This is a genomic window from Frateuria soli (genome assembly GCF_021117385.1).
In the GTDB taxonomy this organism is placed as follows: Bacteria; Pseudomonadota; Gammaproteobacteria; order Xanthomonadales; family Rhodanobacteraceae; genus Frateuria_A; species Frateuria_A soli.
This window is the reverse complement of sequence record NZ_CP088252.1, coordinates 2,923,885-2,949,357: the sequence shown is the minus strand read 5'-3', so window position 1 is coordinate 2,949,357 and position 25,473 is coordinate 2,923,885. Positions and strand designations below refer to the sequence as shown.

Annotated in this window: 26 protein-coding genes; 15 read left to right on the top strand and 11 right to left on the bottom strand. The window is 70.3% G+C overall.

What is annotated here, in order from left to right:
* Positions 1 to 39: 39 nt before the first annotated feature.
* Together LQ771_RS13600 and mgtA are read left to right on the top strand one after the other, a co-directional pair.
* Positions 40 to 228: a hypothetical protein gene (locus LQ771_RS13600; RefSeq protein WP_231349934.1), complete on the top strand. Its 189-nt coding sequence runs from the start codon at positions 40 to 42 to the stop codon at positions 226 to 228.
* 139 nt (positions 229 to 367) lie between these two features.
* Entirely contained in the window at positions 368 to 3,019 is a 2,652-nt protein-coding gene (gene mgtA / locus LQ771_RS13595) for a magnesium-translocating P-type ATPase (protein ID WP_231349933.1), read from the top strand.
* A gap of 15 nt (positions 3,020 to 3,034) precedes the next feature.
* On the opposite strand, the gene LQ771_RS13590 is transcribed toward mgtA, so the two are convergent.
* From LQ771_RS13590 to rpsU, 6 genes are all read right to left on the bottom strand, one after another.
* Positions 3,035 to 4,045 carry a bile acid:sodium symporter family protein gene (locus LQ771_RS13590; protein WP_231349932.1) on the bottom strand — a complete coding sequence of 337 codons (1,011 nt, stop codon included), beginning with the start codon at positions 4,043 to 4,045 and terminating at the stop codon, positions 3,035 to 3,037.
* 49 nt (positions 4,046 to 4,094) lie between these two features.
* On the bottom strand, positions 4,095 to 4,718 hold the full coding sequence (locus tag LQ771_RS13585) for a DedA family protein (protein WP_231349931.1): 624 nt from the start codon (positions 4,716 to 4,718) through the stop codon (positions 4,095 to 4,097).
* A 67-nt stretch (positions 4,719 to 4,785) separates the two neighbouring features.
* Complete coding sequence (gene dnaG / locus LQ771_RS13580; RefSeq protein WP_231349930.1) at positions 4,786 to 6,519, bottom strand: DNA primase; 1,734 nt, start codon at positions 6,517 to 6,519, stop codon at positions 4,786 to 4,788.
* 111 nt (positions 6,520 to 6,630) lie between these two features.
* Positions 6,631 to 6,801: a DUF1328 domain-containing protein gene (locus tag LQ771_RS13575; RefSeq protein WP_231349929.1), complete on the bottom strand. Its 171-nt coding sequence runs from the start codon at positions 6,799 to 6,801 to the stop codon at positions 6,631 to 6,633.
* Between the two features lie 174 nt (positions 6,802 to 6,975).
* On the bottom strand, positions 6,976 to 7,422 hold the full coding sequence (locus LQ771_RS13570) for a GatB/YqeY domain-containing protein (RefSeq protein WP_231349928.1): 447 nt from the start codon (positions 7,420 to 7,422) through the stop codon (positions 6,976 to 6,978).
* A 101-nt stretch (positions 7,423 to 7,523) separates the two neighbouring features.
* Entirely contained in the window at positions 7,524 to 7,739 is a 216-nt protein-coding gene (gene rpsU, locus LQ771_RS13565; protein WP_055999514.1) for a 30S ribosomal protein S21, read from the bottom strand.
* Between the two features lie 73 nt (positions 7,740 to 7,812).
* Here rpsU and tsaD point away from each other — a divergent pair, with 73 nt between their 5' ends.
* The 5 genes from tsaD (at position 7,813) to LQ771_RS13540 (ending at position 11,574) form a co-directional block, all read left to right on the top strand.
* Positions 7,813 to 8,883 (top strand): tRNA (adenosine(37)-N6)-threonylcarbamoyltransferase complex transferase subunit TsaD, encoded by a 1,071-nt coding sequence (gene tsaD / locus LQ771_RS13560; protein WP_231349927.1) that lies wholly within the window; start codon positions 7,813 to 7,815, stop codon positions 8,881 to 8,883.
* An 89-nt stretch (positions 8,884 to 8,972) separates the two neighbouring features.
* The gene (gene folB, locus LQ771_RS13555) at positions 8,973 to 9,332 is read left to right on the top strand and encodes a dihydroneopterin aldolase (RefSeq protein ID WP_231349926.1); all 360 of its coding nucleotides are present in this window, start codon (positions 8,973 to 8,975) and stop codon (positions 9,330 to 9,332) included.
* 79 nt (positions 9,333 to 9,411) lie between these two features.
* Entirely contained in the window at positions 9,412 to 10,662 is a 1,251-nt protein-coding gene (locus tag LQ771_RS13550) for a mechanosensitive ion channel family protein (protein WP_231349925.1), read from the top strand.
* 5 nt (positions 10,663 to 10,667) lie between these two features.
* Complete coding sequence (gene folK, locus LQ771_RS13545) at positions 10,668 to 11,150, top strand: 2-amino-4-hydroxy-6-hydroxymethyldihydropteridine diphosphokinase (RefSeq protein WP_231349924.1); 483 nt, start codon at positions 10,668 to 10,670, stop codon at positions 11,148 to 11,150.
* Between the two features lie 145 nt (positions 11,151 to 11,295).
* Positions 11,296 to 11,574, top strand: a complete 279-nt coding sequence (locus tag LQ771_RS13540; RefSeq protein WP_338030355.1) for a DUF6159 family protein — start codon at positions 11,296 to 11,298, stop codon at positions 11,572 to 11,574.
* A 102-nt stretch (positions 11,575 to 11,676) separates the two neighbouring features.
* On the opposite strand, the gene LQ771_RS13535 is transcribed toward LQ771_RS13540, so the two are convergent.
* Together LQ771_RS13535 and LQ771_RS13530 are read right to left on the bottom strand one after the other, a co-directional pair.
* Positions 11,677 to 12,423 (bottom strand): pteridine reductase, encoded by a 747-nt coding sequence (locus LQ771_RS13535; protein WP_231349922.1) that lies wholly within the window; start codon positions 12,421 to 12,423, stop codon positions 11,677 to 11,679.
* Positions 12,424 to 12,454: 31 nt separating this feature from the next.
* Positions 12,455 to 13,117, bottom strand: a complete 663-nt coding sequence (locus tag LQ771_RS13530) for a hypothetical protein (protein ID WP_231349921.1) — start codon at positions 13,115 to 13,117, stop codon at positions 12,455 to 12,457.
* 148 nt (positions 13,118 to 13,265) lie between these two features.
* Here LQ771_RS13530 and LQ771_RS13525 point away from each other — a divergent pair, with 148 nt between their 5' ends.
* The 3 genes from LQ771_RS13525 to LQ771_RS13515 all read left to right on the top strand — a co-directional run bounded on the left by LQ771_RS13525 (position 13,266) and on the right by LQ771_RS13515 (position 17,167).
* On the top strand, positions 13,266 to 15,398 hold the full coding sequence (locus LQ771_RS13525; protein WP_231349920.1) for a TonB-dependent receptor: 2,133 nt from the start codon (positions 13,266 to 13,268) through the stop codon (positions 15,396 to 15,398).
* 147 nt (positions 15,399 to 15,545) lie between these two features.
* Positions 15,546 to 16,739, top strand: coding sequence for a class I SAM-dependent methyltransferase (locus LQ771_RS13520; RefSeq protein ID WP_231349919.1), 1,194 nt, complete (start codon positions 15,546 to 15,548; stop codon positions 16,737 to 16,739).
* Positions 16,736 to 17,167 carry a VanZ family protein gene (locus LQ771_RS13515; RefSeq protein ID WP_231349918.1) on the top strand — a complete coding sequence of 144 codons (432 nt, stop codon included), beginning with the start codon at positions 16,736 to 16,738 and terminating at the stop codon, positions 17,165 to 17,167. The genes LQ771_RS13520 and LQ771_RS13515 overlap by 4 nt, the downstream gene beginning before the upstream one ends.
* 51 nt (positions 17,168 to 17,218) lie before the next feature.
* Here LQ771_RS13515 and hemH read toward each other — a convergent pair whose 3' ends face one another.
* On the bottom strand, positions 17,219 to 18,265 hold the full coding sequence (gene hemH / locus LQ771_RS13510) for a ferrochelatase (protein ID WP_231349917.1): 1,047 nt from the start codon (positions 18,263 to 18,265) through the stop codon (positions 17,219 to 17,221).
* 102 nt (positions 18,266 to 18,367) lie between these two features.
* On the opposite strand from hemH, the gene LQ771_RS13505 reads away from it, so the two are divergent.
* The 4 genes from LQ771_RS13505 to tatC all read left to right on the top strand — a co-directional run bounded on the left by LQ771_RS13505 (position 18,368) and on the right by tatC (position 20,580).
* Positions 18,368 to 19,054: a lipid-binding SYLF domain-containing protein gene (locus tag LQ771_RS13505; protein WP_231349916.1), complete on the top strand. Its 687-nt coding sequence runs from the start codon at positions 18,368 to 18,370 to the stop codon at positions 19,052 to 19,054.
* A 64-nt stretch (positions 19,055 to 19,118) separates the two neighbouring features.
* Positions 19,119 to 19,364 (top strand): twin-arginine translocase TatA/TatE family subunit, encoded by a 246-nt coding sequence (gene tatA / locus LQ771_RS13500; protein ID WP_231349915.1) that lies wholly within the window; start codon positions 19,119 to 19,121, stop codon positions 19,362 to 19,364.
* Between the two features lie 18 nt (positions 19,365 to 19,382).
* Positions 19,383 to 19,838, top strand: coding sequence for a Sec-independent protein translocase protein TatB (gene tatB, locus LQ771_RS13495; protein WP_231349914.1), 456 nt, complete (start codon positions 19,383 to 19,385; stop codon positions 19,836 to 19,838).
* Positions 19,825 to 20,580 (top strand): twin-arginine translocase subunit TatC, encoded by a 756-nt coding sequence (tatC, locus tag LQ771_RS13490; RefSeq protein WP_231349913.1) that lies wholly within the window; start codon positions 19,825 to 19,827, stop codon positions 20,578 to 20,580. The genes tatB and tatC overlap by 14 nt, the downstream gene beginning before the upstream one ends.
* A gap of 36 nt (positions 20,581 to 20,616) precedes the next feature.
* Here the strand turns inward: tatC and LQ771_RS13485 are convergent, their stop codons facing one another.
* Both LQ771_RS13485 and LQ771_RS13480 read right to left on the bottom strand, forming a co-directional pair.
* Entirely contained in the window at positions 20,617 to 21,960 is a 1,344-nt protein-coding gene (locus LQ771_RS13485; protein ID WP_231349912.1) for a S41 family peptidase, read from the bottom strand.
* 86 nt (positions 21,961 to 22,046) lie between these two features.
* Complete coding sequence (locus LQ771_RS13480) at positions 22,047 to 23,222, bottom strand: murein hydrolase activator EnvC family protein (RefSeq protein WP_425491281.1); 1,176 nt, start codon at positions 23,220 to 23,222, stop codon at positions 22,047 to 22,049.
* A 109-nt stretch (positions 23,223 to 23,331) separates the two neighbouring features.
* Here LQ771_RS13480 and LQ771_RS13475 point away from each other — a divergent pair, with 109 nt between their 5' ends.
* A complete protein-coding gene (locus LQ771_RS13475; protein WP_425491353.1) occupies positions 23,332 to 25,443 on the top strand; it encodes a TonB-dependent receptor family protein in 2,112 nt (703 codons plus the stop codon).
* Positions 25,444 to 25,473: the final 30 nt, after the last annotated feature.

The window sequence follows — 25,473 nt, the reverse complement described above, 5'->3', positions numbered from 1 at the left end:
CTCCACCAGGTGCCGCTGGCACCTTTAGAGGAGATGGGCATGAACCTCCTTCGCGAATCATCGCTGCTGCGTCTGTGGCGCCGGCTTGCCATCGGCCGTCGTCGCACGGTGCGGCCGGTCTACAACGTCACCGTTCCGGCGTCCCTGGGCGATACCGGCGCGGCCGGGCAGCTCCGCCCGGTCGTCGTCGCCCAGCCCGCGCCGCTGCCGTGCGTGGTTAACGGGTGAGCCCGCGCCCGCCGTGCAAGGGCTGGCCTCCGCCAGCAGCAGGTCCGATCCGGTCGCCCAATCGGCCGGTCCTGCGATAGCCGGCGCGCCCGATCGAATGCGCGCGCCGGCCGATGAAGCGACAGACGGAAGCGCACAGATGACCAGGCAGACCCTCCTGACCACCGCGGCCCGGGCGACCGGCAGGAACGCGGCGCCGCCGCACGTGGTGGCGGCCGACTACGCGCGTCTGCGCAACGACGAACTGCTGGCCCGCCTCGACACCGGCACCGGCGGCCTGGATGCCGAACGGATCGCCGCACGCCTGCACCGCGACGGCGCCAACGAGGCCTCGCACGAGAAACCGCCGCACTGGACGGGCCAGCTGCTGCGCGCCTGTCGCAACCCGTTCATCGCGGTGCTGGTGCTGCTGGCGATCGTGCAGCTGGCGACGGACCACGAGGATGTCACCGGGCCGCTCATCATCGCCGTGATGGTGGGCATCAGCGTGCTGCTCAGCTTTACCCAGGAATACCGTTCCTCGCGCGCCGCCGAGCAGCTCAAGGCGATGGTGCGCAACACCGCCAGCGTCACGCGGCGCGCGGCCGACGGCCACAGCGAGCGTATCGAGGTGCCGGTCGGCGAGCTGGTCGCCGGCGACGTCGTGCACCTCGCCGCGGGCGACATGGTGCCGGCGGACCTGCGGCTGCTCTCGGCCAAGGACCTGTTCATCAGCCAGGCGATCCTGACCGGCGAATCGCTGCCGGTGGAGAAGGCGGCACCGATGGCGCACGACCTGGCCGATGCCCACTCCGGCTCTGCGCTGGACCTGCCCAGCGTCTGCTACATGGGTACCAACGTGGTCAGCGGCACCGCGACTGCCGTGGTGGTGGCGACCGGTTCGCGCAGCTACCTGGGCTCGCTGGCGCACACCCTGTCCGGCCAGCGCGTGCAGACCAGCTTCGACCGCGGCGTGCGCTCGGTCAGCTGGCTGCTGATCCGCTTCATGGCGGTGATGGTGCCGGTGGTGTTCGCCATCAACGGTCTGGACAAGCACGACTGGCTGCAGGCTTTCCTGTTCGCACTGTCGGTGGCGGTCGGCCTGACGCCCGAGATGCTGCCGCTGATCGTCACCGCGAACCTGGGCAAGGGTGCAATGGCGATGTCCCGCCGCAAGGTGGTGGTCAAGCGCCTCAACGCCATCCAGAACTTCGGCGCGATGGACGTGCTGTGCACCGACAAGACCGGCACGCTGACGCTCGACCGGATTGTGCTCGAGCGCCACCTGGATCTCGACGGCGAGGCTTCCGACGAGGCCCTCGAATTCGGCTACCTCAACAGCCGCTTCCAGACCGGCCTGAAGAACCTGATGGACAAGGCGGTGTTGGCGCACCGCGACCTCGATCCGATGGCCGCGCGCTTCCGGCTGGTCGACGAGATTCCGTTCGACTTCCAGCGCCGGCGCATGTCGGTGGTGCTCGCCGGTGGCGACGGCCAGCACCTGCTGGTGTGCAAGGGCGCGGTGGAGGAGATGCTCTCGATCTGCACCGCCGCCCGGCTGGAAGGCATCGACACCACGCTGGACGATGCGCGCCGCGCGGAGATCCGCGCCATGACCCGCCGCCTCAACGAGGACGGCCTGCGCGTGCTGGTGGTCGCGATCAAACAGCAGAGTCCGAGCGGGCGCGCCTATGGACTGGCCGACGAAGCGGGCCTGACCGCGATCGGCTGCCTGGCCTTCCTCGATCCGCCCAAGGACTCGGCCGCCACCGCGATCGCGGCGCTGCGCGACCACGGCGTGGCGGTGAAGGTGATCACCGGCGACAACGAAGCGGTCACGCGCAAGATCTGCCGCGAGGTCGGGCTGGAGGTCACCCATTCCGCGCAGGGCCGCGACATCGAGCCGCTCGACGAGCCCGCGCTAGACGCGCTGGTCGCGCGCACCACCGTGTTCGCCAAGATGTCGCCGCTGCAGAAGGCGCGCGTGGTCAGCTCGTTGCAGCGCCAGGGCCACACCGTCGGTTTCCTCGGCGACGGCATCAACGATGCACCCGCGCTGCGCGAGGCGGACGTGGGCATCTCGGTCGACAGTGCCACCGACATCGCCAAGGAGTCGGCCGACATCATCCTCCTGGAAAAGAACCTGATGGTGCTGGAGGAGGGCGTGATCGAGGGCCGGGTCACCTTCGGCAACGTGATGAAGTACATCAAGATGACCGCCAGCTCGAACTTCGGCAACGTGTTCAGCGTGCTGGTGGCGAGCGCCTTCCTGCCGTTCCTGCCGATGCTTCCGCTGCAGTTGCTGGTGCAGAACCTGCTCTACGACATCTCGCAACTGGCGATTCCGTTCGACCGCATGGACGAGGAGTACCTGAAGTCGCCCCGGCAATGGGACGCCAGCGACATCGGCCGCTTCATGGCCTGGGTGGGACCGGCCAGTTCGGTCTTCGACCTCACGACCTTCTGGCTGCTGTGGCATGTGTTCGGCGCCAATGGCCCGGCGCACCAGGCGCTGTTCCAGTCCGGCTGGTTCGTCGAGGGGCTGCTGTCGCAGACGCTGATCGTGCACATGATCCGCACCCGGCGGATTCCTTTCGTGCAGAGCATCGCGGCGGCGCCGGTGCTGGCGCTGAGCCTGGCGATCGGTGCGATCGGCGTGTTCCTTCCCTACAGTCCGCTGGGCCTCAAGCTGGGCATGACCGCGTTGCCGCCGGCCTACTTCGGCTGGCTGGCACTGACGCTGCTCTGCTACGCGGCACTCACCCAGGGGGTGAAGCTGCTCTACATCCGGCGCTACGGTCGCTGGCTCTGAGGCCTCCGGAAGGGGTCAGTCCGCACTCGATTCGGCGCTGCCCCCGGACGGGGCCTGCGCGGCGTAGCGCCGCGCCAGCACCGCGCACACCATCAGTTGCAGCTGGTGGAAGATCATCAACGGCAACAGCAGCGCGCCCAGCCCGCCGGCTTGCGAGGCGAACAGGATTTTGGCCATCGGCACGCCGCTGGCGAGGCTCTTCTTCGACCCGCAGAACACCAGCGTTATGCGGTCGGCGCGGGCGAAGCCGAACAGCCGGCCGGCCGTGCTGGTGCACAGCAGCGCCAGCGCCAGCAGCAGTGCGCTCACGCCGAGGGTAGCCAGCAGGGCCAGCGGCGCGGTGGCGCGCCACAAGCCTTCGACCACCGCCTCGCCGAACGCGGCATAGACCACCAGCAGGATGGTGCCGCGGTCGGTGAAACCCAGCAGCGGCCGATGGCGATCGACCCAGCGTCCGATCCAGGGTCGCAGCAGGTGCCCGACGGCGAACGGCAGCAGCAACAGCCCGACGATCTGCCACACGCCCTCGACGCCGGGCGCGTGGCCGCCGTGCGTGGCCAGCAGCAGCTCGACCAGCAGCGGCGTCAGCACGATCCCGATCAGGCTCGACAGCGACGCGCTCACCACCGCGGCGGACACGTTGCCGCCGGCGATCGAAGTGAACGCGATCGAGGATTGCACCGTCGACGGCAGCGTGCAGACGAACAGCATGCCCAGTGCCAGCGGCGGCGTCAGCAGCGCGCGCGAGAGCGGTGCCAGCAGGAAGCCCAGCAGCGGGAACAGCACGAACGTGCTGGCGAACACCGCCAGGTGCAGCCGCCAGTGCGTCACGCCGCCCACGATCGCCGTGCGCGAGAGCTTTGCCCCGTGCAGGAAGAACAGCAGCATGATCGCCGCGTCGGTAACGTGGTCCAGCCACACGGTCGCCTCGCCACGGCACGGCAGCACCGTGGCCAGCGCGACGGCTGCGAGCAGGGCGAGGGTGAAGCCGTCGGGCAGCAGGCGGCGCAGCGGTACGAGGGACATGGGAGCGCGGGTGGAGGGACGGGCGAAACGACGATTGTAGCGGTCCGGCTCAGTCGTCCAGGCCGCAGCGCGTGCGCCGGCGGCGGCGCCACCACAGCACCATCCCCGCGATCGCCAGCAGGGCGACGACAACCCAGATCCCGTGCTGCCCGCGGACGATCCACATCGCCAGCCAGTCGCGATTGTTTGCCCCGAAGTAGCCCAGGTAGACCCACACCGGCACGCTGATCAGCGCGGCCAGTCCGTCGAGCAGAAAGAAGCGCAGGAACGACACGCGATGCGTGGCGCCCGCGGTCACGTACACCGCCGTGCGCATGCCCGGCAGGAAGCGCGCCAGGAACAGCAGGCGATTGCCGTAGCGGGCGAACTTCTCCTGCACCCGGCAGTAGCGCTCGGGCGTGAGCAGGCGCGCCACCAGCGGCCACTGCATGATGCGCGCGCCGTGCCGGTGGCCCAGCAGGAACATCGCCGCGTCGCCGACCAGCACGCCCACCAGCGATACCCCTGCCATCACGTGCACGTTGGCGAAGCCCAGGCCGGCGATCACGCCGCCGGCCACCAGCGTGATGTCTTCCGGCAACGGTGCCCCGGCGCCGCACAGCAGCAGCGCGGCGAATACCGCCAGGTAGCCGCTTTCGGCAAACAGCAGGATCAGCCGTTCAAGCAGCGGCATGGTTGGTCCTGGCGGCCGCGCGCGCCGATCGGGAATGGCGCACGCGCCGGGAAACTCGATCCATCGCTCAGCCCTGCGTCGGGGAGGGGCGGCGGGCCGCCAGCAGTTCGCGCAGCTCGGCCTTCTCGGCGCCGGTCAGCGTGCCTTCGCGATGCCGCGCGGCGAGCGCCTCGCGGCGCAGCGCGGTGGCCTGTTCGTCCATCCGTGCCAGCGCGCCGAGGAACTCCTCGCGTTGGGTCTCCGGCTCGCCGACCACCATCGCGGCCATCAGCTTCTGCAGCGACGGGTACTCGGGCCGCTCGGCGAAGTGTTCGACCAGCATCGCCGGGTTGATGCCCGGCCGCGCGCGGCACAGGTCGATCAGCTCGGCCAGCAGGCCCACGCCGGGCTTGTCCAGGCGCAGGAAGCGGTAGGGCGGTTCGACCAGGTCGGCCAGCCCCGGCTGGGCCAGCAGCAGCGCGATGGCGCTGCGCACCAGCGAGCGTTGCACCGCCACCGGCCGCTGCACCGCGCGTCGTGCTGCCGGTTCGGCCGGGACGTTGGCGCGGGCGCCGGTGCGCTTTTCCAGCTCCTGCGCCATCAGGTCCCGGAACGCGCCGTCGGGGAGCTTGGCGATCAGCGGGCGCGCGCGCTCGGCCAGCCGCGCGCGCCCGTCGAGGCTGGCGGTGTCGACCTCGTGCGAGAGCTCGCCGAAGAAGTAGTCCGACAGCGGCGTGGCTTCCCTCAGGCGCTTCTCGAAGCCGTCCTTGCCTTCCTTGCGCACCAGCGAGTCCGGATCCTCGCCCTCGGGCAGGAACAGGAAGTACGCCTGGCGGCCGTCGCGCAGCCGCGGCAGCGCGGCGTCCAGCGCCTTCCACGCGGCGGCCCGGCCGGCGCGGTCGCCGTCGAAGCAGAACACCACGTCGGGCGCGGCGCGGAACAGCACCTCGGTGTGCTCGGGCGTGGTCGCGGTCCCCAGCGTGGCCACCGCGATCGGCAGGCCGGCCTGGTGCAGGGCGATCACGTCCATGTAGCCCTCGACCACCACGATCCGCTGCAGGTTGCTGTTGGCCTGCTTGACCTGCCACAGCGCGAACAGCTCGCGGCCCTTGTGGAAGAGCGGGGTCTCGGGCGAGTTGAGGTATTTCGGTCCCTGATCCGAGCCCAGCACGCGACCGCCGAACGCGATCACGCGGCCGCGGCGGTCGAGGATCGGAAACATCAGCCGCTCGCGGAAGCGGTCGTAGCGATGGCCACGCTCGCCGGTGGCGACCATGCCCGCCTCGGTGAGCAGTTGCATCCGCCGGTCGGTGCCGCCGAGCGCCTTGATCAACCCGTCGTAGCCGGCCGGCGCCCAGCCAAGGCGGAAGCGCGCGATGGTCTCGGCATCCAGCCCGCGCTTGCGGCAGTAGGCCTGGGCCTCGGCGCTCCGGGGCAGCTCGGTTTCGTACCAGCGCGCGGCGTTGTCGAGCAATGCGTAGAGGTCGGTCTTGTCCTCGCGCGGCGCCGCTTCGCGGCCGCCCTCGCGCGGCACGGTCAGACCGACCGCCTGGGCCAGCTCCTCGACCGCGTCGGGGAATTCCAGCCGTTCGTAGTCCATCAGGAACTTGACCGCGCTGCCGTGCGCGCCGCAGCCGAAGCAGTGGAAAAACTGCTTGGCCGGGCTGACGTAGAACGAGGGCGTGCGCTCGTTGTGGAACGGGCAGCAGGCGGTCCACTCGCGCCCGGCCTTCTTCAACGGCACGCGCCGCTCGATCACGTCGACGATGTCGACGCGGGCGAGCAGTTCGTCGATGAAGCTGTCGGGGATACGGCCGCGCATAGGCGGCCTAGTCTAGGGCCTGAGCCCCCTTTCCGGGGCGTCTGCGGCATTGAGTGAGGCGGGCATCGGGCCCGCCTTCACGCGCGCAGAAGCGCGATGGCCTCGGCGTCGCTACAGGATGTGGAAGACCCCGATCACCGCCAGCAGGGCGATGATGAACAGGATCACGAAGATGACGAAGAGAATCTTGGCGATCGTTGCGGCGATGCCGGAAATGCCACCGAAACCGAGCCAGCCGGCGATCAGAGAAATGATGGCAAAGATGATGGCCCACTTGAGCATGCGGCTTCTCCCTCGCCGCGCGGCCGGGAGCGAGGGCCTCCGATCCTGCGGCGCCGCACCGTTGTAGGGGATGGGGCGTGAAGAGTGCGCATCAGCTCGCTGTGCGTGGCGTGAGGCGAGGGCGGGAAACCCGCTACATGCCCAACGTCGGCCCCCGGAGGGAGAAGCGAAGCCTCAGCCGCCCAGCCGCGCCTTGATCCGTGCGGACACCTGCGCCATGTCGGCGCGTCCGGCGGCCTGCTGCTTGACCACGCCGACCACCTTGCCCATGTCGCGCGGCGAGCTGGCACCCGTTTGCGTGATGGCCGCGTCGATGAGCGCGTCGACCTCGGCTTCGCCGAGCTTGGCGGGCAGATAGGCTTCGATCACGACCATCTCGGCCCGCTCGACGTCGGCCAGGTCCACGCGGCCGGCGGCGTCGTACTGCACGATCGAGTCACGCCGCTGCTTGAGCATCTTCTCCAGCACGGCCATGGTCTGCGCCTCGTCCAGCTCGATGCGCTCGTCCACCTCGCGCTGCTTGATCGCGGCCAGGATCAGGCGGATCACCGCCAGGCGATCCTTCTCGCCGCCGCGCATGGCGGCCTTCATGTCGTCGGTGATGCGCTGCTTGAGGCTCATGGGCTTGTCTCCGGAAACGCGAAAGGCCGGCGTCGCCTTGGGCAACACCGGCCTCGGGATGTCTTGCCACCGTGCCGCGCGCTACGCAGCGGCGACGGAGATCAATACATCCGGGTCTTGCGCGAAACGTCGCGCGAGAGGCGGCGCAGATGGCGCTTCACCGCGGCGGCACGCTTGCGCTTGCGCTCCTGGGTCGGCTTCTCGTAGAACTCGCGCTTGCGGGTTTCGGCGAGGACGCCGGCCTTTTCGCAGGTACGCTTGAAGCGACGCAGGGCAAGCTCGAACGGCTCGTTCTCGCGGACTTTGACGCTGGGCATGAAAACTCCGAGTGGTAAACTGGCCCGCCAACCTGGCGCGCCTTATGGAATAGGGCGAGCCGCGAATTATAGCGTGGACAAAAAAGAAATTTCAAACCCGCCTGTCAAGCCCGTCCTCGGCGTGGAAACCTCCTGCGACGAGACCGGCGTGGCACTGTTGCGCTGGACGCCCGAGGCGCCCGGCGAGGGCCTGCTGGCCCATACGCTGTACAGCCAGATCAAGCTGCATGCCGACTACGGCGGTGTGGTGCCGGAGCTGGCCAGCCGCGACCACGTACGCAAGCTGATGCCGCTGGTGCGCGAGGCGCTGGCCCAGGCGGGCATGACCCCGGCCGACCTCGGCGGCGTGGCTTACACCGCCGGCCCCGGCCTGGTCGGCGCGCTGCTGGTCGGCGCGGCGGCGGCCCGGGCGATGGCCTGGGCGCTGGACGTGCCGGCGATCGGCGTGCACCACATGGAAGGCCACCTGCTGGCGCCGCTGCTGGAGCCCGATCCGCCCGAACCGCCGTTCGTGGCGCTGCTGGTTTCCGGCGGGCATTCCATGCTGGTCGAGGTAGGCGCGATCGGGCAGTACCGGCTGCTCGGCGACACCCTGGACGACGCCGCCGGCGAAGCCTTCGACAAGACCGCCAAGCTGATGGGCCTGCCGTATCCGGGCGGCCCGGCGCTGGCGAAGCTCGCCGAGCAGGGCCGGCCAGGCGTGTTCCGCTTCTCCCGCCCGATGACCGACCGGCCGGGGCTCGATTTCAGCTTTTCGGGCCTGAAGACCCAGGTGCTGCTGGCATGGCAGCATTCCGACCGGTCCGAACAGACCCGCGCCGACGTCGCGCGCGGCTTCGAGGAAGCCATCGTCGACACGCTCGTGATCAAGTGCCGCCGCGCGCTGGAGGCCACCGGCACGCACCGGCTGGTGATCGCCGGCGGCGTCGGCGCCAACAAGCGCCTGCGCGAGACGCTGGCGGCCGCGGGCGGGAAGGATGGTTTCCGCACGTACTTCCCCAGGCTGCAGTTCTGCACCGACAACGGCGCCATGATCGCCCTGGCCGGCGCGATCCGGCTGGCCGCGGGGCAGGGTCAGGACGAGGTGGTGCGGGTGTCGCCGCGCTGGGATCTGGAATCGTTACCGGGAATCGGGAACGGTTAATAGGGAATGGACAAAGCCGTTATCCTCGGGAAACGGCAGCGCGTGACGCTCACAACGATTCCCCATTCACGATTCCCTATTTGCCCTCCATGGACATCGTTTTCATCGAAGACCTGCGCATCGACGCGGTGATCGGCATCTACGACTGGGAGCGGCGCGTGCGCCAGACGCTCGCGTTCGACATCGAGATGGCGTTCGACAACACCGTCCCGGCCGCCAGCGACGACATCGCGCACACGCTCAACTACAAGGACGTCTCCAAGCGGCTGATCGACTACGTCGGCAGCTCCAGTTTCGGCCTGGTCGAGACGCTGGCCGAGCGCTGCGCGGCGATCATCCGCGAGGAATTCGGCGTGGCGTGGGTTCGCCTGAAGCTGTCCAAGCCCGGCGCCGTGCGCGGTGCCCGATCGGTCGGCGTGCGCATCGAGCGCGGCACGCGGCCGCAATAGACTCATCGGCGGCGCCCGCGCGGCGTCGTCCGCCGCGGCCGTGGCGTGCCGCGTGCGACCGGCCCCGCAAGGAGACCGCATGCCGTCCCTGTCCGAACTGATCGAGCTTCCCCGGGTGCACACCCTGCTGGCCGTGCTGGCCGTGCTGGCGCTGGCCTGGCTGGCCGGCGAGCTGTGCCGGCGCCTGTTGCTGCGGCTGGTGCGCGGCCTCGCCAGGCGCACCGCCTGGCACTGGGACGACGCGCTGCTGCAGCACGGTGCCTTCCGCTGGCTGGCGCGACTCTTGCCGCCGCTGGTGCTTTCCTATGGCATCGCGCTGGTGCCGGGGGTGCCCGAAGCGGCCGGGGCCGTCGTGGCCAGGGCGATGCTGGCGCTGGTGGTGCTGTGCGTGGTGATGGCGCTCAACGCGGTGCTGTCGGCGGCCGAGGACGTCTACCGGCAGACCCCGGCCGGGCGACAGCGCTCGATCAAGGGCGTGGTACAGCTGACCAAGCTGGGCCTGTGCCTGGTCGGCGCGCTGGTGGTGATCGCGGCGGTGACCGGCAAGCAGGTGGGCCTGCTGCTGTCGGGCCTGGGCGCGATGTCGGCGGTGCTGATGCTGATCTTCAAGGACACCATCCTGGGTTTCGTCGCCGGCGTGCAACTGTCGTCCAACGACCTGCTGCGGGTCGGCGACTGGATCGAGATGCCGCAGCTCAACGCCGACGGCGAGGTGATCGACATCGCCCTGCACACCATCAAGGTGCGCAACTGGGACAAGACCGTCACCAGCATCCCGAGCTGGCGGCTGATGTCCGAGCCGTACAAGAACTGGCGCGGGATGCAGGAGGCCGGCGGGCGGCGGATCAAACGTGCGCTGCACATCGACGCGGCGAGCGTGCAGTTCCTGGACGAGGCGCAGCTCGAGCGGCTGGCCCGGCTGCGCCTGCTGGCCGATTACCTGCCGGCGAGGTCGCGCGACGTGGCGCAATGGAACCAGGCGCTGGGCGAGGCCGCAGCAATGCCGGCCAACCGTCGCCGGCTCACCAACCTGGGCACCTTCCGCGCTTACGTGCAGGCCTATCTGGACACCCATCCGCGCATCCACCACGAACTGAGCTGCATGGTGCGCCAGCTCGACAGTGGCCCCCAGGGCATCCCGCTGGAGCTGTACTGCTTTACCGCCACCACGGCGTGGGCCGAGTACGAAGGCATCCAGGCGGACATCTTCGAGCACCTGTTCGCGGTGCTGCCCGAGTTCGGGCTGGCGCTGTACCAGCAGCCCTCGGGCCAGGACGTGCGCGCGGCGCTGGCCGCACCCACGCGTGCCCGCGCGCTGGCCGGGGCCTGAAGGCGATGGGACGCGCCTACCTCAGCCTCGGTTCCAACCTCGAGCCCGAACGCCACCTGCGCGCGGCACTGGACGAACTGCGCGCGCGCTTCGGCGCGATCGACGTATCGCCGGCCTACCGCAGCCGCGCGGTGGGCTTCGAGGGCGGCGATTTCGTCAATCTGGCGGTGGCGCTGGAGACCGAACTGGAACCCGAAGCGCTGAACGACTGGTTGCACGCACTGGAAGACCGCCACGGCCGCCGCCGCGACGTGCCGCGGTATTCGGACCGCACGCTGGACGTGGACATCGTGCTGTACGACCAGCGCGTGCTCGACGGCCCCGGCCACCTGCAGATCCCGCGCAGGGAGCTGCGGCACGCCTTCGTGCTCAAGCCGCTGGCCGACGTCGCGCCGGACCTGCGCCACCCGCTGGACGGGCGCAGCATGGCCGAGCTGTGGGCGGCGTTCCCGCACGACCGCGAGCCGCTCGAAGCCATCCCGCTGTAGGAACCACCGGGGACGGTGCTCCCCGGCGCAATGCTCCCCGGCGCAATGCGTCGTGGCGCACGAAAACGATCGCCCGCCGGGCGGACTGCTCCAGGGCGGACCGCCACTTTCGCCGAGGATGGGCGGGTGCTAGAAAGCCGCCGGCATTCACGGATCGATAAGGGGAACGCATGGGCGGCAGGTTTGCGCGCAGCTGGGCGTTGATGAAGGCGAGTGCCGCGGTGCTGCGTTCGCGCTGCATTCGATGCCGGCCGTGGTGGTCGCGGTGATCGTGGTGGTCGTCGCGCTCGTGTTGCTGAGCCTGGTGCAGGCCTCGCTGCAAGGCATCTACGCCGCCGCGCTCTACCGCTATGCCGAAGCCGGCGAGGGCGGCGCGGGTTTCGAACCGGCGCTGCTGCAAGGTGCTTTCCGCCCGAAGAAATAGCGCGGATCCCTTGTAGGAGCCCACTTGTGGGCGATGCTTTTTCTGGGCGCCGGACCGGGCCAGGAGCATCGCCCACAAGTGGGCTCCTACAAGAGGCAACGGCTATACGAGCAACGTGCGGCCCCCATCCACGCGGATGATCTGTCCGGTGACAAACGGTGCATCGCGCAGCAGCCAGAGCACGGCGGAGGCGGCGTCCTCCGGCGTGCCCGCGCGCCGCAGCGGCGTGCGCGCCAGCAGCGCCGCGCGATCGTCGTAGTCCTTGCCTTCGGACGGCCACAGCACCGCGCCGGGGGCCACGCCGTTGACGCGCACCTCGGGCGCCAGGTCCTGCGCGAGCGTGCGCGTCATGGCAGCGAGCGCGGCCTTGGCCATCACGTAGATCGGGTGCTCGGCCAGCGCGCGCTCGGCGTAGATGTCGACCAGGTTGACGATCGCCCCGCGTGCCTCGCGCAGTGCCGGCCACGCCGCCTGGGCGAGAAAGAACGGGGCTCGGGCGTTGGACGCGAAAAGCTCGTCCCACTGCGCCGGCGTGGCGCTGCCGACCGGGGTGGGAAAGAACGCCGAGGCGTTGTTGACCAGGGCGTCGAGTTGCCCGAAACGGGCCAGCACCTGGTCCACCAGTGCGGGCAGGCGATCGACCGCGGCGAGGTCGGCCTGTATTGCCAGCGTGCTGCCGGCGCGCGCGCGCTCCAGTTCCGCCAGCAGCGCGGCGGCCTCCTCGGCGGAGTGACGGTAGTGCAGGGCGAGGTCGTAGCCGGCCGCGTGCAACGTGCGGGCGATGCTGGCGCCGACGCGGCGGGCGCCGCCGGTGACCAGTGCGACGGGGCGGGGATGCTGGTGGCTCATCCGTCGAGCTTGCCGCAAAGCACGCGGGCCGTCACGGCGGCGGTGGATCTTCCGGCTCGATGACGCCGTCGGGCACCATCAGCGGCTCGGTGCGCACCAGGCTGCCGCTGCCGAACAGCTCGATCGCGGTGCGCGCCACGCTGCGGGTGTCGTACCAGGCGTAGGCGCCCACGCCTGCCGCCCCGATCACCGGCAGCCAGCGCGAGATACCGGCGCCCACCGAGCGCTGGGTCAGGCTGATCCCGATCCGCCGGGCCACGCGCTCGGCCAGCGTGGCCGACAGCTGGCGGAACAGCAGCCGGTCGCCCATGCGTACCACCAGGTCGCGGAATGCCTGCGCCGCGGTGTGGCGGAACAGGCACCACAGCATCTGTTCGCGGCCCAGGCTGGCGTGCTGGCCGAAGGCGGCCGCGATGTCGCTGACCATCTGCGCCTGGATCCGCCAGATCGCCACCAGCTCGGGCAGCACCGTGAGCCAGCCCAGCGGCCCGGGCGGCAGCGCCAGCGAGCCGGCGGTGAGCGCCGCCTTGCGCGCGGCCTGGGAGGCCAGTTCACGCGCCTTCGCCTCCGGGTGCAGCCCCCGGTGCACCCGGCTGTCGGGAATCTGGCTGGCGAAGTCAAGGATCGCCGCGGCGATGCGTCCGTGCTCGACCGGTGCGGGCACGGCGGGGACCTGGGTCGGTGAATCGGCCATGGCGGCTCCTGCGGATGGGGCGGCCAGTGTCGGTGACTGGCCGTGAATGGCGCATGCGACCCGGGCATGACTTTCGACCCGTGGCGGATGTCCGGAAGGATTGTTACGTTATAACATTCAGCTCCAACGACCCCGGAACCACCCGACGATGCCCCGTACGCTGCTTGCCTTCAGTCTTGCCTGCGCCCTCAGTCCGGCCCTCGCCGCGCCGGCGGCGGATACCACGACCGGCGATACCACGCCGCCGTCGCCGCCGCAGGTGCGCGAGCTCGGCACCGTCGACGTCAGCGCAGCGCTGGACCTGTCGCGCAACGCGCTCTCGCCCGACACCGGCTCCAGCCAGTATGTGATCGACCGGCAGTCCATCGCGCAACTGCCGCTGGGCGCTTCCACGCCGGTCAACCAGGTGCTGCTGCAGGCGCCGGGCGTGGTGCAGGACTCCTACGGCGGGCTGCACGTGCGTGGCGACCACGGCAACCTGCAATACCGCATCAACGGCGTGATCGTTCCCGAGTCGATCGCCGGCTTCGGCCAGACGCTGGACGCGCGCGCGGTCCAGAGCATGACGCTGCTCGATGGCGCGCTGCCCGCGCAGTACGGCCTGCGCACCGCGGCGGTCGTCGACATCACCACCCGCAGCGGCCACCAGCTCGGCAACGGCGGCAGTGTGGGGCTTACCGGGGGCTCGCTCGGCACGCTCAATCCGAACCTTGCGCTGTGGGGCAGCAACGATCGCTGGAGCGGCTTCTTCACTGCGAACTACCTGGAAAGCGACGCGGGCATCGAGAACCCGACCGCCAGCCGCACGCCGATCCACGATCACACGAGCCAGCTCAAGAGCTTCGGCGACGTCAGCTACCTGGTCGACGCCGACACACGCCTGAGCTTGCTGTTCGGCACCGCCAACAACCGCTTCGAGATTCCCGACGTGCCGGGCCAGTCGCCGCAATTCGGCTATCTCGACCGCACGGACTTCGATTCGTCCCTGCTCGATGCCCGCCAGCGGGAAGACACGCGCTTCGGCGTGCTCGCCCTGCAGGGCCGGCTCGGCCGGAGCGACTACCAGGTGTCGCTGGGCCAGCGCTACACCGACCTGGAGTACACCCCGGACCGGGTGGGCGAGCTGATGTTCAACGGCGTTGCCTCGGACGTCACCCGCCGCAACCGCGCCAGTACGCTGCAGGCCGACTTCGCCACGCCGCTGGGCGATGTCCACACGCTGCGCTACGGCCTCTACGGCAGCTTCGAGCGCTCCGGCAGCGGCAACGATGCCTGGGTGTTCCCGGTCGATGCCGAGGGCGGACAGGCCAGCACCACGCCGCTGGAAATCCGCGACGCCAACCGCCTCACCGCAAGGACCTGGTCGGCTTACGTACAGGACGAGTGGAGCCTTGGCGAAGCCTGGACTCTCAACCTGGGCCTGCGCGGGGACCGCTACCAGCTGGATCGCACCGAAAGCCAGCTCAGCCCGCGCGTCGGCCTGGTCTGGCAGGCCACCGGCAACACGGTGGTGCACGCCGGTTATGCACGCTACTTCACCCCGCCGGCCACCGAGATGATCACCAGCGAGAACATCGCCCGCTTCGACGGCACCACCAACGCGGTGCCCGACCTGGGCAACAACACGCCGCTGGCCGAGCGCTCGGACTACTTCGACGCCGGCGTGCAACAGACGCTGGGCGCGTGGACGCTCGGCGTGGACGCCTACTACCGCAAGGTCCGCCGCCTGCAGGACGAAGGCCAGTTCGGCTCCGCGCTGGTCTATTCGACCTTCAACCTCGCCCGGGGCCGGGTCAAGGGCGTGGAGTTCACCCTCGACTACCGCGCCGGGCCGCTGTCGACCTACTTCAACCTCGCGGCCAGCCAGGCGGTTGGCAAGGGCATCATCACCAGCCAGTACAACTTCGACCCGAACGACCTGGCCTACATCGCCGACCACTACGTCCACCTCGACCATGACCAGACGCTGGCGGCCTCCGGCGGCATCAGCTACGCGCTCGGCGAGCGCACGCGGTTGGGCGCGGACTACCTGTTCGGCAGCGGCATGCGCCGCGATGGCGAGGTCCCCAACGGCGACCACCTGCCGGCGTATTTCCAGCTGAACCTGAGCGTGGCGCACGACTTCACGGCGGGGCGTCTGGGCGACCTGCACGCGCAGCTGGCGGTGCTCAATGCGCTTGACCGCAGCTACGCGCTGCGCGACGGCAGCGGCATCGGCGTGGGTGCGCCGCAGTTCGGGCCGCGGCGCGGCGTCTACCTGAGCCTGCAGAAGGATTTCTGAGCGAACGCTGTCCCAGCCATGCTCGCAGGTGCGGGGCTGCCAGCCTGCGCGATGCGCGGTCCGACCCCGCTGGGGGAAAGGCGCCCCGACAGGCTCGCCACATCGCATCGGCTAACCTGTCCGTCTTTTTTGCATCGAACCCGACCCATGGCCTCACGACTCCCCGATCCCGGCCCCGACGAGCGCGCGCACTCCGACCGCCTGCTGCAGCTCCTGCGTGAGCAGATCGCTTCGCGCGGGCCGATGCCGTTCGCCCAGTACATGGAGCGTTGCCTGTACGCGCCCGGCCTGGGCTACTACAGCGCGGGCAAGACCAAGTTCGGCGAGGCCGGCGATTTCGTCACTGCGCCGGAGCTGGGCGGCCTGTTCGCGCGTTGCGTGGCCAACGCGGTGCAGCCGGTCCTGGCGATGCTTGGCGAGCAGGCCGATTTCCTCGAACTGGGCGGTGGCAGCGGCGCCTTCGCCGAAGCCGTGCTGCATGCATTCGCCGAGGCCGGCACGCTGCCGCGCCGCTATTTGATCCTCGAGCCGAGCGCCGACCTGCGCGAGCGCCAGCGCGATCGGCTCGCCGCGGCACTGCCGCCCGGACTCAACGCACGCGTGGCCTGGCTCGATCGCCCGCCGGAGGAAGCCTGGCGTGGCGTGCTGTTCGCCAACGAGGTGGTCGACGCGCTGCCGACCACGCGCTTCACGCTGCGCGCGGGCGAGGTCTACGAGGAACACGTCACGCTCGATGGCGAAGGCCGACTGATGCGCACGGACCGCCCGGCCGACGCGCTGGTCGCCGGTGCGGTGCGCCACCTGGAACGCGACCTGGGCCGGCCCATCGAGGACGGCTACCGTTCCGAAGTGCTGCCGCAGCTGCCGTACTGGGTGCAGGCGGTCGCCGGCACGCTCGAGGCGGGGCTGATGCTGTTCATCGACTACGGCTACGTGCGCCGCGAGTACTACCTGCCCGAGCGCAGCGACGGCACGCTGATGGCGCACTACCGCCACCATGCGCACGGCGATCCGCTGTACTTGCCGGGCCTGAACGACCTCACCGCCTCGGTGGACTTCACCGCGCTGGCCGAGGCCGGCAACAGCGCCGGGTTCGGCGTCGCGGCCTACCTGCCGCAGGCGCAGTTCCTGCTCGCCAGCGGGTTGCAGGCGGCGTTCGAGCAGGCGTATGGGCAGGCGACCGACGACATCGCCCGCCAGCGCCTGGCGCAGCAGGTCCGCCGGCTGACCCTGCCCGAGCAGATGGGCGAGCGTTTCCAGGCGATGCTGTTCGCGCGTGGATTGCCGGCCCTGCCGCTGGCCGCCGAGCTGCTGGCCGCCGACCAGGGCGGGCGGCTGTGAGCGCGCTGACGAAGAACGCGGCGCCGTTGCGCTGGCACCGCGGCTGGGCCGTGCTGGGCGTGCTGCTGATGATCGCCGTGGCCGCCATCGCGCTGCTACCGGCGACGCGTCGCCTCACGGCGATGGCGCTGGCCCTGCCCGCGGGCGACAAGCTGCTGCACATGCTCGCCTTTGCCGCGCTGATGGGCTGGTGGGGCAACCTCTACCACCGGTCGCGCCGCCGCCTGGGCGTGGCCGCCGCCTGCCTGCTGTTCGGCCTGCTGATCGAGCTGGCGCAATGGCCGCACGACCCCGAGGATGCGAGTGTGTGGGACCTGGCCGCCGATGCGCTGGGCCTGGGGTTGGGCGCATTGCTGCTGCGTACCCCGCTGGCGGGCGTGCTGGTGCGCGTCGAGCGCGGGCTGGGTTTGCAGCAGGCGCAGGGATGATGTCCCCGGTCCGGCGGAAGACGCGACAGGCCGCCGCGGGCGTGCCGAGCGCTACGAACCGAAGCCGGGCCACCCCTGCGCATGCCGGCGGACGACCGCGGCCAGGCTTGCCACCTGTCCGGGCGAGTCGTTGAGCGCTGGAATGTAGCGCAGCTCCTGCCCGCCGGCTTCGAGGAAGAAATCGCGGTTCTGCATGGCGATTTCCTCGAGTGTTTCCAGGCAGTCCACGGCAAAGCCGGGGCAGACCACGTCCAGCCGCCTGACCCCTTCGCCGCCCAGCCGGCGCACGGTGGCGTCGGTGTACGGCTGCAGCCACGGCTCGCGCCCCACCCGCGACTGGAAACTCAGCAGGAACCGGCTTTCATCCAGACCCAGCCGCTCGCGCAGCCGGGCGGCGGTGGCCTGGCACTGCGCCAGGTACGGATCGCCCAGGCGCACGTAGCGCTCCGGAATGCCGTGGAAGGACAGCAGCAGTTTCTCGCCGCGGCCATTGGCCTGCCACCAGTGCTCGATGCGGGTGGCCAGTGCCTCGATGTGGCCGGGGTCGTCGTGATAGTCGTTGACCAGCCGCAGCTCCGGTGGCCAGCGCAACTGCTTGAGGGCGTCGGCGACCGCATCGATCACCGAGCCGGTGGAGGTGGCCGAGTACTGCGGATACAGCGGCAGCACCAGCAACCGGCGCACGCCGGCGGCCTGCAGCTCGGCGATCGTGGCCGCCACCGACGGCGCGCCGTAGCGCATCGCCAGCGCGACGCGCGCCTGGCTGCCGAGCTCCGCCTGCAACGCCTCGGCCAGCGCCTCGCTCAGCACACGCAGCGGCGAGCCGGTCGCGGTCCAGATCCGCGCGTAGGCGTGTGCCGAGCGACGCGGGCGGATCGCCAGGATGACCTGCAGGATCGGCCACCACTTCCAGCGCGGGTAGTCGATCACGCGGCGGTCGGAAAGGAATTCGGCCAGGTAGGGCCTGAGTGCCCGCGCGGTCGGTGCCTCGGGCGTGCCCAGGTTGACCAGCAGCACGCCGGTCTCGCACGCGCCTGCCTGAACGTTCCGGTCAGGGGCGTGGTCTGAAGGGCCGGTATAGTGGTCGCGCTGTGGCATCGAAAGGCATCGGCGGCGGGCAGGCGGTGGAGTCTGCCACAAGCCGTTCCGTCCACCGCCGGGCGCGGTGCCGCACCCCCGTCCCCTCGGAAGGAGTCATCCATGTTCAAGGCACTGCGTCGTTGCTCGCTGATCGCGCTGGTCCTGTTGCTGCCGTCGATGGCCGCCCACGCCGAGGATCCGCCGCTGGTGCGCGCGAAGAACGCGGTACGCGTGCTGCAGGAGGTCATGCAGGCGCCGGACAAGGCGATTCCCAGGGATCTGCTCGGCAACGCCAAGGCGATCGCGGTGATTCCGGACATGGTCAAGGCCGGCTTCATCTTCGGCGGCCGCCGCGGCGAGGGGCTTATCTCGGTGCGCAGCCCCGACGGCACCTGGTCCAACCCGAGCTTCATCACCCTGACCGGCGGCAGCGTGGGTTTCCAGGCAGGCGTGTCCTCCACCGACGTGGTGCTGGTCTTCCGCACCCAGCGGGGGGTCGATTCGATCGTCAACGGCAAATTCACGGTCGGCGCCGATGCGGCCGCCGCCGCCGGGCCGGTGGGGCGCACCGCCAGTGCCGCCACGGACGCGCAGATGAAGGCGGAAATCTATTCCTACTCGCGCTCGCGCGGCCTGTTCGCCGGCGTGGCGCTGGACGGCTCCGTCCTGCGCATCGATTACGACGCCAACGAGGCGGTCTACGGCCCCGGCATTACGCCGCGGCGCATCTTCGAAGGCGGCGTCAGCAATGTGCCGGGCCCGGTCGTGGACTTCCGCGACCAGCTTGAGGAGTACACTGCGCGTTGATCCGGTTGCTGGCATAGCGCCTGGCAATCCAACGGTTTTCGGCATCCGTCAGAGGTTTGAAGTCATGGGTCTGGACAGTTTTTGGCATTGGATCATCCTGCTCATCGTGGTGCTGGTGATCTTCGGCACCGGCAAGCTGGCAAAGATGGGCCCGGATCTGGGCAACGCCGTGCGCGGCTTCAAGAAGGCCATGCAGGGCGAGGACGACGAGGAGGAGGCCAAGCGCAAGGCGCAGGAGCAACTGCGCGCCGACCCGCCGGCCTCCGATGCCACCGCCAGCAAGGCGCGCGACACCAGCGAAACCAAGTAAGCGCGCGGTGGCGCGGCGATGATCGAGATCAGCTTCGGCAAGCTGCTGCTGCTGGCGCTTATTGCGCTGATCGTGCTCGGCCCGGAGAAGCTGCCGGGCGCGGCGCGTACCGCCGGCGCGCTGGTGCGCCGCGTGCGCAATACCTGGGACAGCGTGCGCGCCGAGGTCGAACGCGAGCTGGAGATCGAGGAGATCAAGCGCACCGCGCGCGAGGCCGCCGCGCGCGCCGAGGCCGCGCAGGCGCAGATGAACGCCACCGCGCGCGAAGTGCGCGAGGCGGTTGGCGCGGTGGCCGCCACGCCTGCGCCTGCCCCGGGGACAGCGCCCGAGGCCGGGCCGGGCGCGCGGCTGGCCGCCGACACGGCGGACCCGGGCGACCAGCCCGCGCCCGAACGCGACACGCTCACCGGCGACCTGTTCGCCGACGATCCCAAGCACGCGCCGGTGAAGGAACATCCGCATGGCATCGCCTGAGCCCGAGCCGCAGATCGACCTGCAGCAGGGCCTGTTTTCCCACCTGATCGAACTGCGCTCGCGCCTGCTCAAGGCGTGCGCGATGGTGCTGCTGGTCCTGCTGGCACTGATTCCGTTCGCCAACCGGCTCTATACGTTGCTGGCCGCGCCGCTGGTGGCGCACCTGCCGCAGGGCGCGCACCTGATCGCGACCGAGGTGGCCAGCCCGTTCATCACGCCGCTCAAGCTCGCCTTCTACACCGCGCTGTTCATCAGCATGCCGGTGATCCTCTACCAGTTGTGGGCCTTCGTCAGCCCCGGCCTGTACAAGCACGAGAAGCGGCTGGCGCGGCCGCTGCTGCTGGCGGCGATGGCGCTGTTCTACATCGGCTGCGCGTTCGCCTACTTCCTGGTGCTGCCGGCGGCATTCCGCTTCCTCACCGCGGTGACGCCCGCGGGCGTGGAGATGATGACCGACATCACGCATTACCTGGATTTCGTGATGCTGATGTTCTTCGCCTTCGGCTTGTGCTTCGAGGTGCCGGTGGCGGTCGTGATCCTGGCCGCGGTGGGCGTGGTCGACGTCGCCAAGCTGCGTGCCGTGCGCCGATACGCCATCGTGGGCGCGTTCGCGATCGCCGCGGTGATCACGCCTCCGGACATCACCTCGATGATCATGCTGGCCGTACCGATGTGCCTGCTCTACGAGCTGGGCGTGCTGGCCGTGCGCTGGCTGATCAAGCCGCGTGAGGCCTCCGAATAGCCCCCCTCTCCCCGGCGGAGAGAGGGAGCCGGAGCGTTACTGTGCGGCGTCCGCGCGGTGCCCCAGCGCCAGCCCCTTGAGGATGTTCAACGCCTGCGCCAGCGTGTAGTCCTGGGTGGCCAGCCTGGCGTTCTCGACGCTGCCGTCGTTGTCGATGTCCTGCGCGGCGGCGGTGTTCTCGTTGGCCAGGTGGTGCTTGAGGTCCGCCTCCGAGTTGATCAGCTCCGGTTGGCTGTCGGCCTTGTTGACGGTGAGCTCGGCCAGCGCGATGTCCGGCTTGATGCCCTCGGCCTGGATCGAGGCGCCGTTGGGCGTGTAGTAGCGGGCGGTGGTGAGCTTGACTGCATGGTCGGCATCCAGCGGCAGCACGGTCTGCACCACGCCCTTGCCGAAGGTGCGCCGGCCCACGATCAGTGCGCGACGGTTGTCCTTGAGCGCGCCGGCAACGATTTCCGCGGCCGAAGCCGTGCCGTTGTCGGCCAGCAGCACCATCGGCGCGCCCTGCAGCAGGTCGCCCGGGTGCGCGTCGAACGTGAGGTTGGCATCGGCAAGACGTCCGCGCGTGCTGACGATGCCGCCGGTGTCGAGGAAGTCGTCGCTGACCGCCACCGCCGAAGTGAGCAGACCGCCGGGGTTGGAGCGCAGGTCGAGCACCGCGCCCCTGGGCTGGCCGTGCCTGGCGACGTATGCGGAGAACTTGCGCTCCAGGTCGTCGGCGGTGTCTTCCTGGAACTGGCTGATGCGGATGTAGGCGTAGCCGGGCTGCAGTTCGCGCAGCTTCACGCTGGTTACCGAGATCTGTTCGCGCACCAGGTGCATGTCGACCGGCTGGTCGCTGTTCTCGTGCAGGATCGAGAGCGTGACCTTGCTGCCCGGATCGCCACGCAGCAGCTTGAACATGTCGTCCACGTTCTCCGGGTCGACCGCCTTGCCGTCGATCCTGACGATCGTGTCGCCGGGCTTGATGCCGGCGCGCGCGGCCGGGGTGTCGTCGATCGGGGCGATGATGCGCAGCGTGCCGTCCACCTCCAGCACCTCGATGCCAAGGCCGCTGTACTGGCCGGTGGTGTCCTCCGAAAGCTGCTGCAGGCCCTGCTTGTCCAGGTACTCGCTGTGCGGGTCCAGTCCGCTCAGCATGCCGCTGATCGCCGCCTTCATCAGCGTCTTGTTGTCGACCTTCTCGACGTAGGCCTGGCGCACCACCTCGTAGACGCGGCTGAAGTTGCGCACGTCGTCGAGATCGACCGGATCGGGCGCGCTGGCGGCCTTGGCCGGCGCCGCCGAACTCGCCGCGCCGGCCGGAGCCTGCTGTGCGTGCAACGGCGCGAACGCCAGCGCGGCGGTCACGGCGCAGGCCAGGGCACGGGGGATCGGATGCATGCGTAGACTCCTGGGTATCCGGCAGATTTCGACAGCGCGGCAGCGTGGTCGTTCCAAAGCTAGCCTGCGGCGCGGCGCGGGGGGCGTCAACGGCGCCTGGCCAGCCAGCCGCGCGGGTCGACGGGCTTGTTCTTGTGACGCAGTTCGAAATACACGCCGGTGTTGACGCCGGTGGTCGGACTGGCGGTGCCGATCGCCTCGCCCGCCGCGACCTGGTCGCCGACGCTGCGCAGCACGCTCTCGTTGTTGCCGTACATGCTCAGCCAGCCGTCCCCGTGGTTGAGGATGACCAGCAGCCCGTAGCCGCGCAGGAAGGCCGCATAGACCACCCGGCCCCGCGCCACCGCGTGCACTTCGCTGCCGCCTTCGGCCTTGATCAGCACGCCGTTGCCGTAGCTGACCACCGCCCCGGACGCGGGCCAGGGCAGGTTGCCGCGGATGTCGGCCTTGCCGCCGGCACGGCTGGGCGCGGCGGGGCTGGCGCGCTCGTTGCGCGCCGCTTCGCGGGCGGCCTCGTCGATCGCGCGCTGCAGCTTGTCGACCAGGTGGTCCAGCGACTGCGCGTTCTGTTTCATCGCGGCCAGGCGCTGGCTCTCGTCCTTGTACCTGGCATTGGCCTGGGCGACCAGCTTCTGCTGCGCGGCACGCTGGGTGGCGAGTGCCCGGGCCTTGTTCGCGCGTTCGGCGCGGGTGGCGGCCAGGGCCTGCTGTTCGGCGGTGATGTCGGCCTCCAGCTGCTGCAGGCGGCCGAGCTCGTTCATCAGTTCAGCCACGCGCGCGGCGCGATCCTGCTGGAAGTACTTCGAGTACGCCAGCGCGCGTGCGATCTGCGCCAGGTCCTGATCGCCCAGCAGCAGGCGCAGGTCGGTGCCGCGGCCGAGCGTGTAGGTGGCGCGCAGCAGATCGGCGATGGCCGCGCGCTGGCCGGCCAGGCGCCGCTCCAGCTCGCTGCGCTGCTGCTGCAACTGCTCCAGTTCCTGTTGCTTGGCCGCCAGCGCGGCGTCCGCCTCGCGCAGTGCACGGGCGGCCTGGGCCAGCGCGTTCGCCTGGCGTGCCAGTTCGGCGTTGGCGCTGTCGCGGCGGGCGGCGGTCCGTGCCTGCTCGCGGGCCAGGGCTTCCATCTTGCTGCGCAGCTCGGCCAGTTGCTGTTTGGCCTGGGCCTGCTTGTGCAGGGACGGATCCTGCGCCACGGCGGGCATGGCGAAGGCCAGTGCGATGAGGGTCAGCAGGCGGACGAGGGCACGAAGGGTGGGTCGGCGCATGGGGACCGATTATCCCCGAAGCGGGCGCGTCGTAGGGTGCGCTGACGCCCGCGCCGCGACAGCGCCTGCACGGGCGGCCGCTACCATGGATGATCGTCAGCGTACGGGTATGTCGATGGGCAAGCGTCGAACGTGGGTCGCGATCGCGGTCGCCGGCTGGCCGCTGGCGCTGGCGGCGCAGGCCGTCACCGAGCTGCCGCCGGTGCCGGTGCAGGCGGTGCGGCTGGACATCGCGCCGTTCGACCTGCCGGCCGCGCTGTTCCGCATGGCGGTGGACACCGGCGCCAGCGGCAAGCCGGGCGTGAACCTGTCCGAGGCGCTGGTCGGCGTGCCCGGCGTGCTGGCGCGCAGCCGGCAGAACTATGCGCAGGACGAACAACTCTCGATCCGCGGCTTTGGCGCGCGCGCCAGCTTCGGCGTGCGCGGCGTGCGGCTGTACGTCGACGGCATTCCCGCGACGATGCCGGACGGCCAGGGCCAGCTCTCGCACATCGCGCTGGCCGCCGCCGATCGCGTGGAGGTGTTGCGCGGGCCGTTCTCGGCGCTGTACGGCAACTCCTCCGGTGGCGTGGTGCAGGTGTGGACCGCCGCGGGCGGGCCGGTACCGGTGAGCACGCTGGAAGCCTTCGCCGGCGCCGATGCGAGCTGGCGCCTGGATGCCGGGACGCGCGGCATGGCCGGCCCGCTCGACTACAACGTGTGGCTGGGCCATTTCCGTACCGACGGCTATCGTGCGCACAGCCGCGCGCAACGCACTGCCGGCAACGCGCGTCTCGGATTCGACCTGGGCAGCGGACGTACGCTGACCGTGGTGATCAACACGCTGGCGCAGCCGCAGGCGCAGGACCCGCTCGGCCTCACCCGCGCGCAGTGGCGGGCCGACCCGCGCCAGTCGGTGGAGGCAGCGGCTGCCTTCGACACCCGCAAGCGCGTGGAACAGCAGCAGTTGGGTGCGACCTGGAGTGCCGAGGGCGAGCATGACGGCGTGCGCCTGATGGGCTACGCCGGCCGGCGGTCGGTTGACCAGGTGCTGTCGATCCCGCCCACCGCGCAGCAAAGCCCGCTCAGTGCCGGCGGGGTGATCGACCTGGCGGGCGGCTACGGTGGGGTCGATGCGCGCTGGACGCATCGTGGGCGGGCGCTGGGGCGACCGCTGGAAGCGGTGCTGGGCGCGAGCCGGGACGCGCAGGACCAGCATCGCCGCGGCTACGAGAACTTCGTCGGCGACACCCTCGGCGTGGCCGGTGCGTTGCGCCGCGACGAGCGCGACCGCGTGCAGGCGTTCGACCAGTACGCGCAGCTGTACTGGCGCGTCGCGCCGCGCTGGTCGCTGCTGCTGGGCGCACGGCACAGCGAGGTGGCCTTCCACACGCGCGACCGCTATGTCACCGCGGGCAACCCCGACGACAGCGGTCGCGTGCGCTACCGCGCAACCACGCCGGTGGCGGGCATCGACTTCCGGCCCGATGCGCACCTGCGCCTGTACGCCAGCTACGGCGAGGGCTTCGAGACGCCCACCTTCAACGAGCTGGGCTATCGCGACGACGGCGGCGCGGGCCTGGCGCTCGACCTGGCACCGGTGCGCAGCCGCAACGTCGAACTGGGCCTGAAGTGGCGGCCGCGGGACGAGCTTGGCGTCGAGCTGGCGCTTTTCCGCGCGGACAGCCGGGACGAACTGGCGGTGGCGAGCAACCACGACGGGCGGTCCACCTACCGCAACGTGGGCCGCGGCCGGCGCAGCGGCGCCGAGTTGTCGGTCCGCGGCGAGCTCGGCGCCGGCTGGAAGCTGCGCATGGGGCTGACCTGGCTGGATGCGCGCTTCCGCAGCGGCTTCCTGGCCTGCGCGGACACGCCCTGCCTGGCACCGGACCTGCCGGTGCCGGCCGGCACGCGCATCCCCGGCGTGCCGTGGCGCTACGGCTCGCTGCGCCTGGAACGCGGGGGCGAACTGGGATGGCGCGGCGGGCTCGAACTCGACGGTGCCGGCCCCGTACCGGTGGACGACCGCAACAGCGCCACGGCGCCCGGTTACCTGCGCACGGGCCTCGACCTGGGCTACGGCCTGGCGCTCGGCGACAGCCGCCTGCATGTCTCCGCACGGATCGACAATCTCTTCGACCGCCGCCTGGTCGGTTCGGTGATCGTCAACGGCGGCAACGGCCGCTACTACGAGCCAGCCCCGGGGCGGAGCGTGACGGTCGGCATGCGGCTCGTGTTCTGATCGCAGGGCGTTGCGGCATCCGCAGACAGC

Coding starts and splice junctions, on each gene's coding strand:
- LQ771_RS13525 (WP_231349920.1), top strand. CDS start 13,266: ATGCCCCGTACGCTGCTTGCCTTCAGTCTTGCCTGCGCCCTCAGTCCG.
- LQ771_RS13485 (WP_231349912.1), bottom strand. CDS start 21,960: ATGCATCCGATCCCCCGTGCCCTGGCCTGCGCCGTGACCGCCGCGCTG.
- dnaG (WP_231349930.1), bottom strand. CDS start 6,519: ATGCGCGGCCGTATCCCCGACAGCTTCATCGACGAACTGCTCGCCCGC.
- LQ771_RS13575 (WP_231349929.1), bottom strand. CDS start 6,801: ATGCTCAAGTGGGCCATCATCTTTGCCATCATTTCTCTGATCGCCGGC.
- folB (WP_231349926.1), top strand. CDS start 8,973: ATGGACATCGTTTTCATCGAAGACCTGCGCATCGACGCGGTGATCGGC.
- tatB (WP_231349914.1), top strand. CDS start 19,383: ATGATCGAGATCAGCTTCGGCAAGCTGCTGCTGCTGGCGCTTATTGCG.
- hemH (WP_231349917.1), bottom strand. CDS start 18,265: ATGCCACAGCGCGACCACTATACCGGCCCTTCAGACCACGCCCCTGAC.
- LQ771_RS13535 (WP_231349922.1), bottom strand. CDS start 12,423: ATGAGCCACCAGCATCCCCGCCCCGTCGCACTGGTCACCGGCGGCGCC.
- folK (WP_231349924.1), top strand. CDS start 10,668: ATGGGACGCGCCTACCTCAGCCTCGGTTCCAACCTCGAGCCCGAACGC.
- LQ771_RS13530 (WP_231349921.1), bottom strand. CDS start 13,117: ATGGCCGATTCACCGACCCAGGTCCCCGCCGTGCCCGCACCGGTCGAG.
- LQ771_RS13475 (WP_425491353.1), top strand. CDS start 23,332: ATGTCGATGGGCAAGCGTCGAACGTGGGTCGCGATCGCGGTCGCCGGC.
- tatA (WP_231349915.1), top strand. CDS start 19,119: ATGGGTCTGGACAGTTTTTGGCATTGGATCATCCTGCTCATCGTGGTG.
- LQ771_RS13590 (WP_231349932.1), bottom strand. CDS start 4,045: ATGTCCCTCGTACCGCTGCGCCGCCTGCTGCCCGACGGCTTCACCCTC.
- tatC (WP_231349913.1), top strand. CDS start 19,825: ATGGCATCGCCTGAGCCCGAGCCGCAGATCGACCTGCAGCAGGGCCTG.
- LQ771_RS13600 (WP_231349934.1), top strand. CDS start 40: ATGAACCTCCTTCGCGAATCATCGCTGCTGCGTCTGTGGCGCCGGCTT.
- LQ771_RS13520 (WP_231349919.1), top strand. CDS start 15,546: ATGGCCTCACGACTCCCCGATCCCGGCCCCGACGAGCGCGCGCACTCC.
- mgtA (WP_231349933.1), top strand. CDS start 368: ATGACCAGGCAGACCCTCCTGACCACCGCGGCCCGGGCGACCGGCAGG.
- LQ771_RS13550 (WP_231349925.1), top strand. CDS start 9,412: ATGCCGTCCCTGTCCGAACTGATCGAGCTTCCCCGGGTGCACACCCTG.
- LQ771_RS13480 (WP_425491281.1), bottom strand. CDS start 23,222: ATGCGCCGACCCACCCTTCGTGCCCTCGTCCGCCTGCTGACCCTCATC.
- rpsU (WP_055999514.1), bottom strand. CDS start 7,739: ATGCCCAGCGTCAAAGTCCGCGAGAACGAGCCGTTCGAGCTTGCCCTG.
- LQ771_RS13570 (WP_231349928.1), bottom strand. CDS start 7,422: ATGAGCCTCAAGCAGCGCATCACCGACGACATGAAGGCCGCCATGCGC.
- LQ771_RS13505 (WP_231349916.1), top strand. CDS start 18,368: ATGTTCAAGGCACTGCGTCGTTGCTCGCTGATCGCGCTGGTCCTGTTG.
- LQ771_RS13585 (WP_231349931.1), bottom strand. CDS start 4,718: ATGCCGCTGCTTGAACGGCTGATCCTGCTGTTTGCCGAAAGCGGCTAC.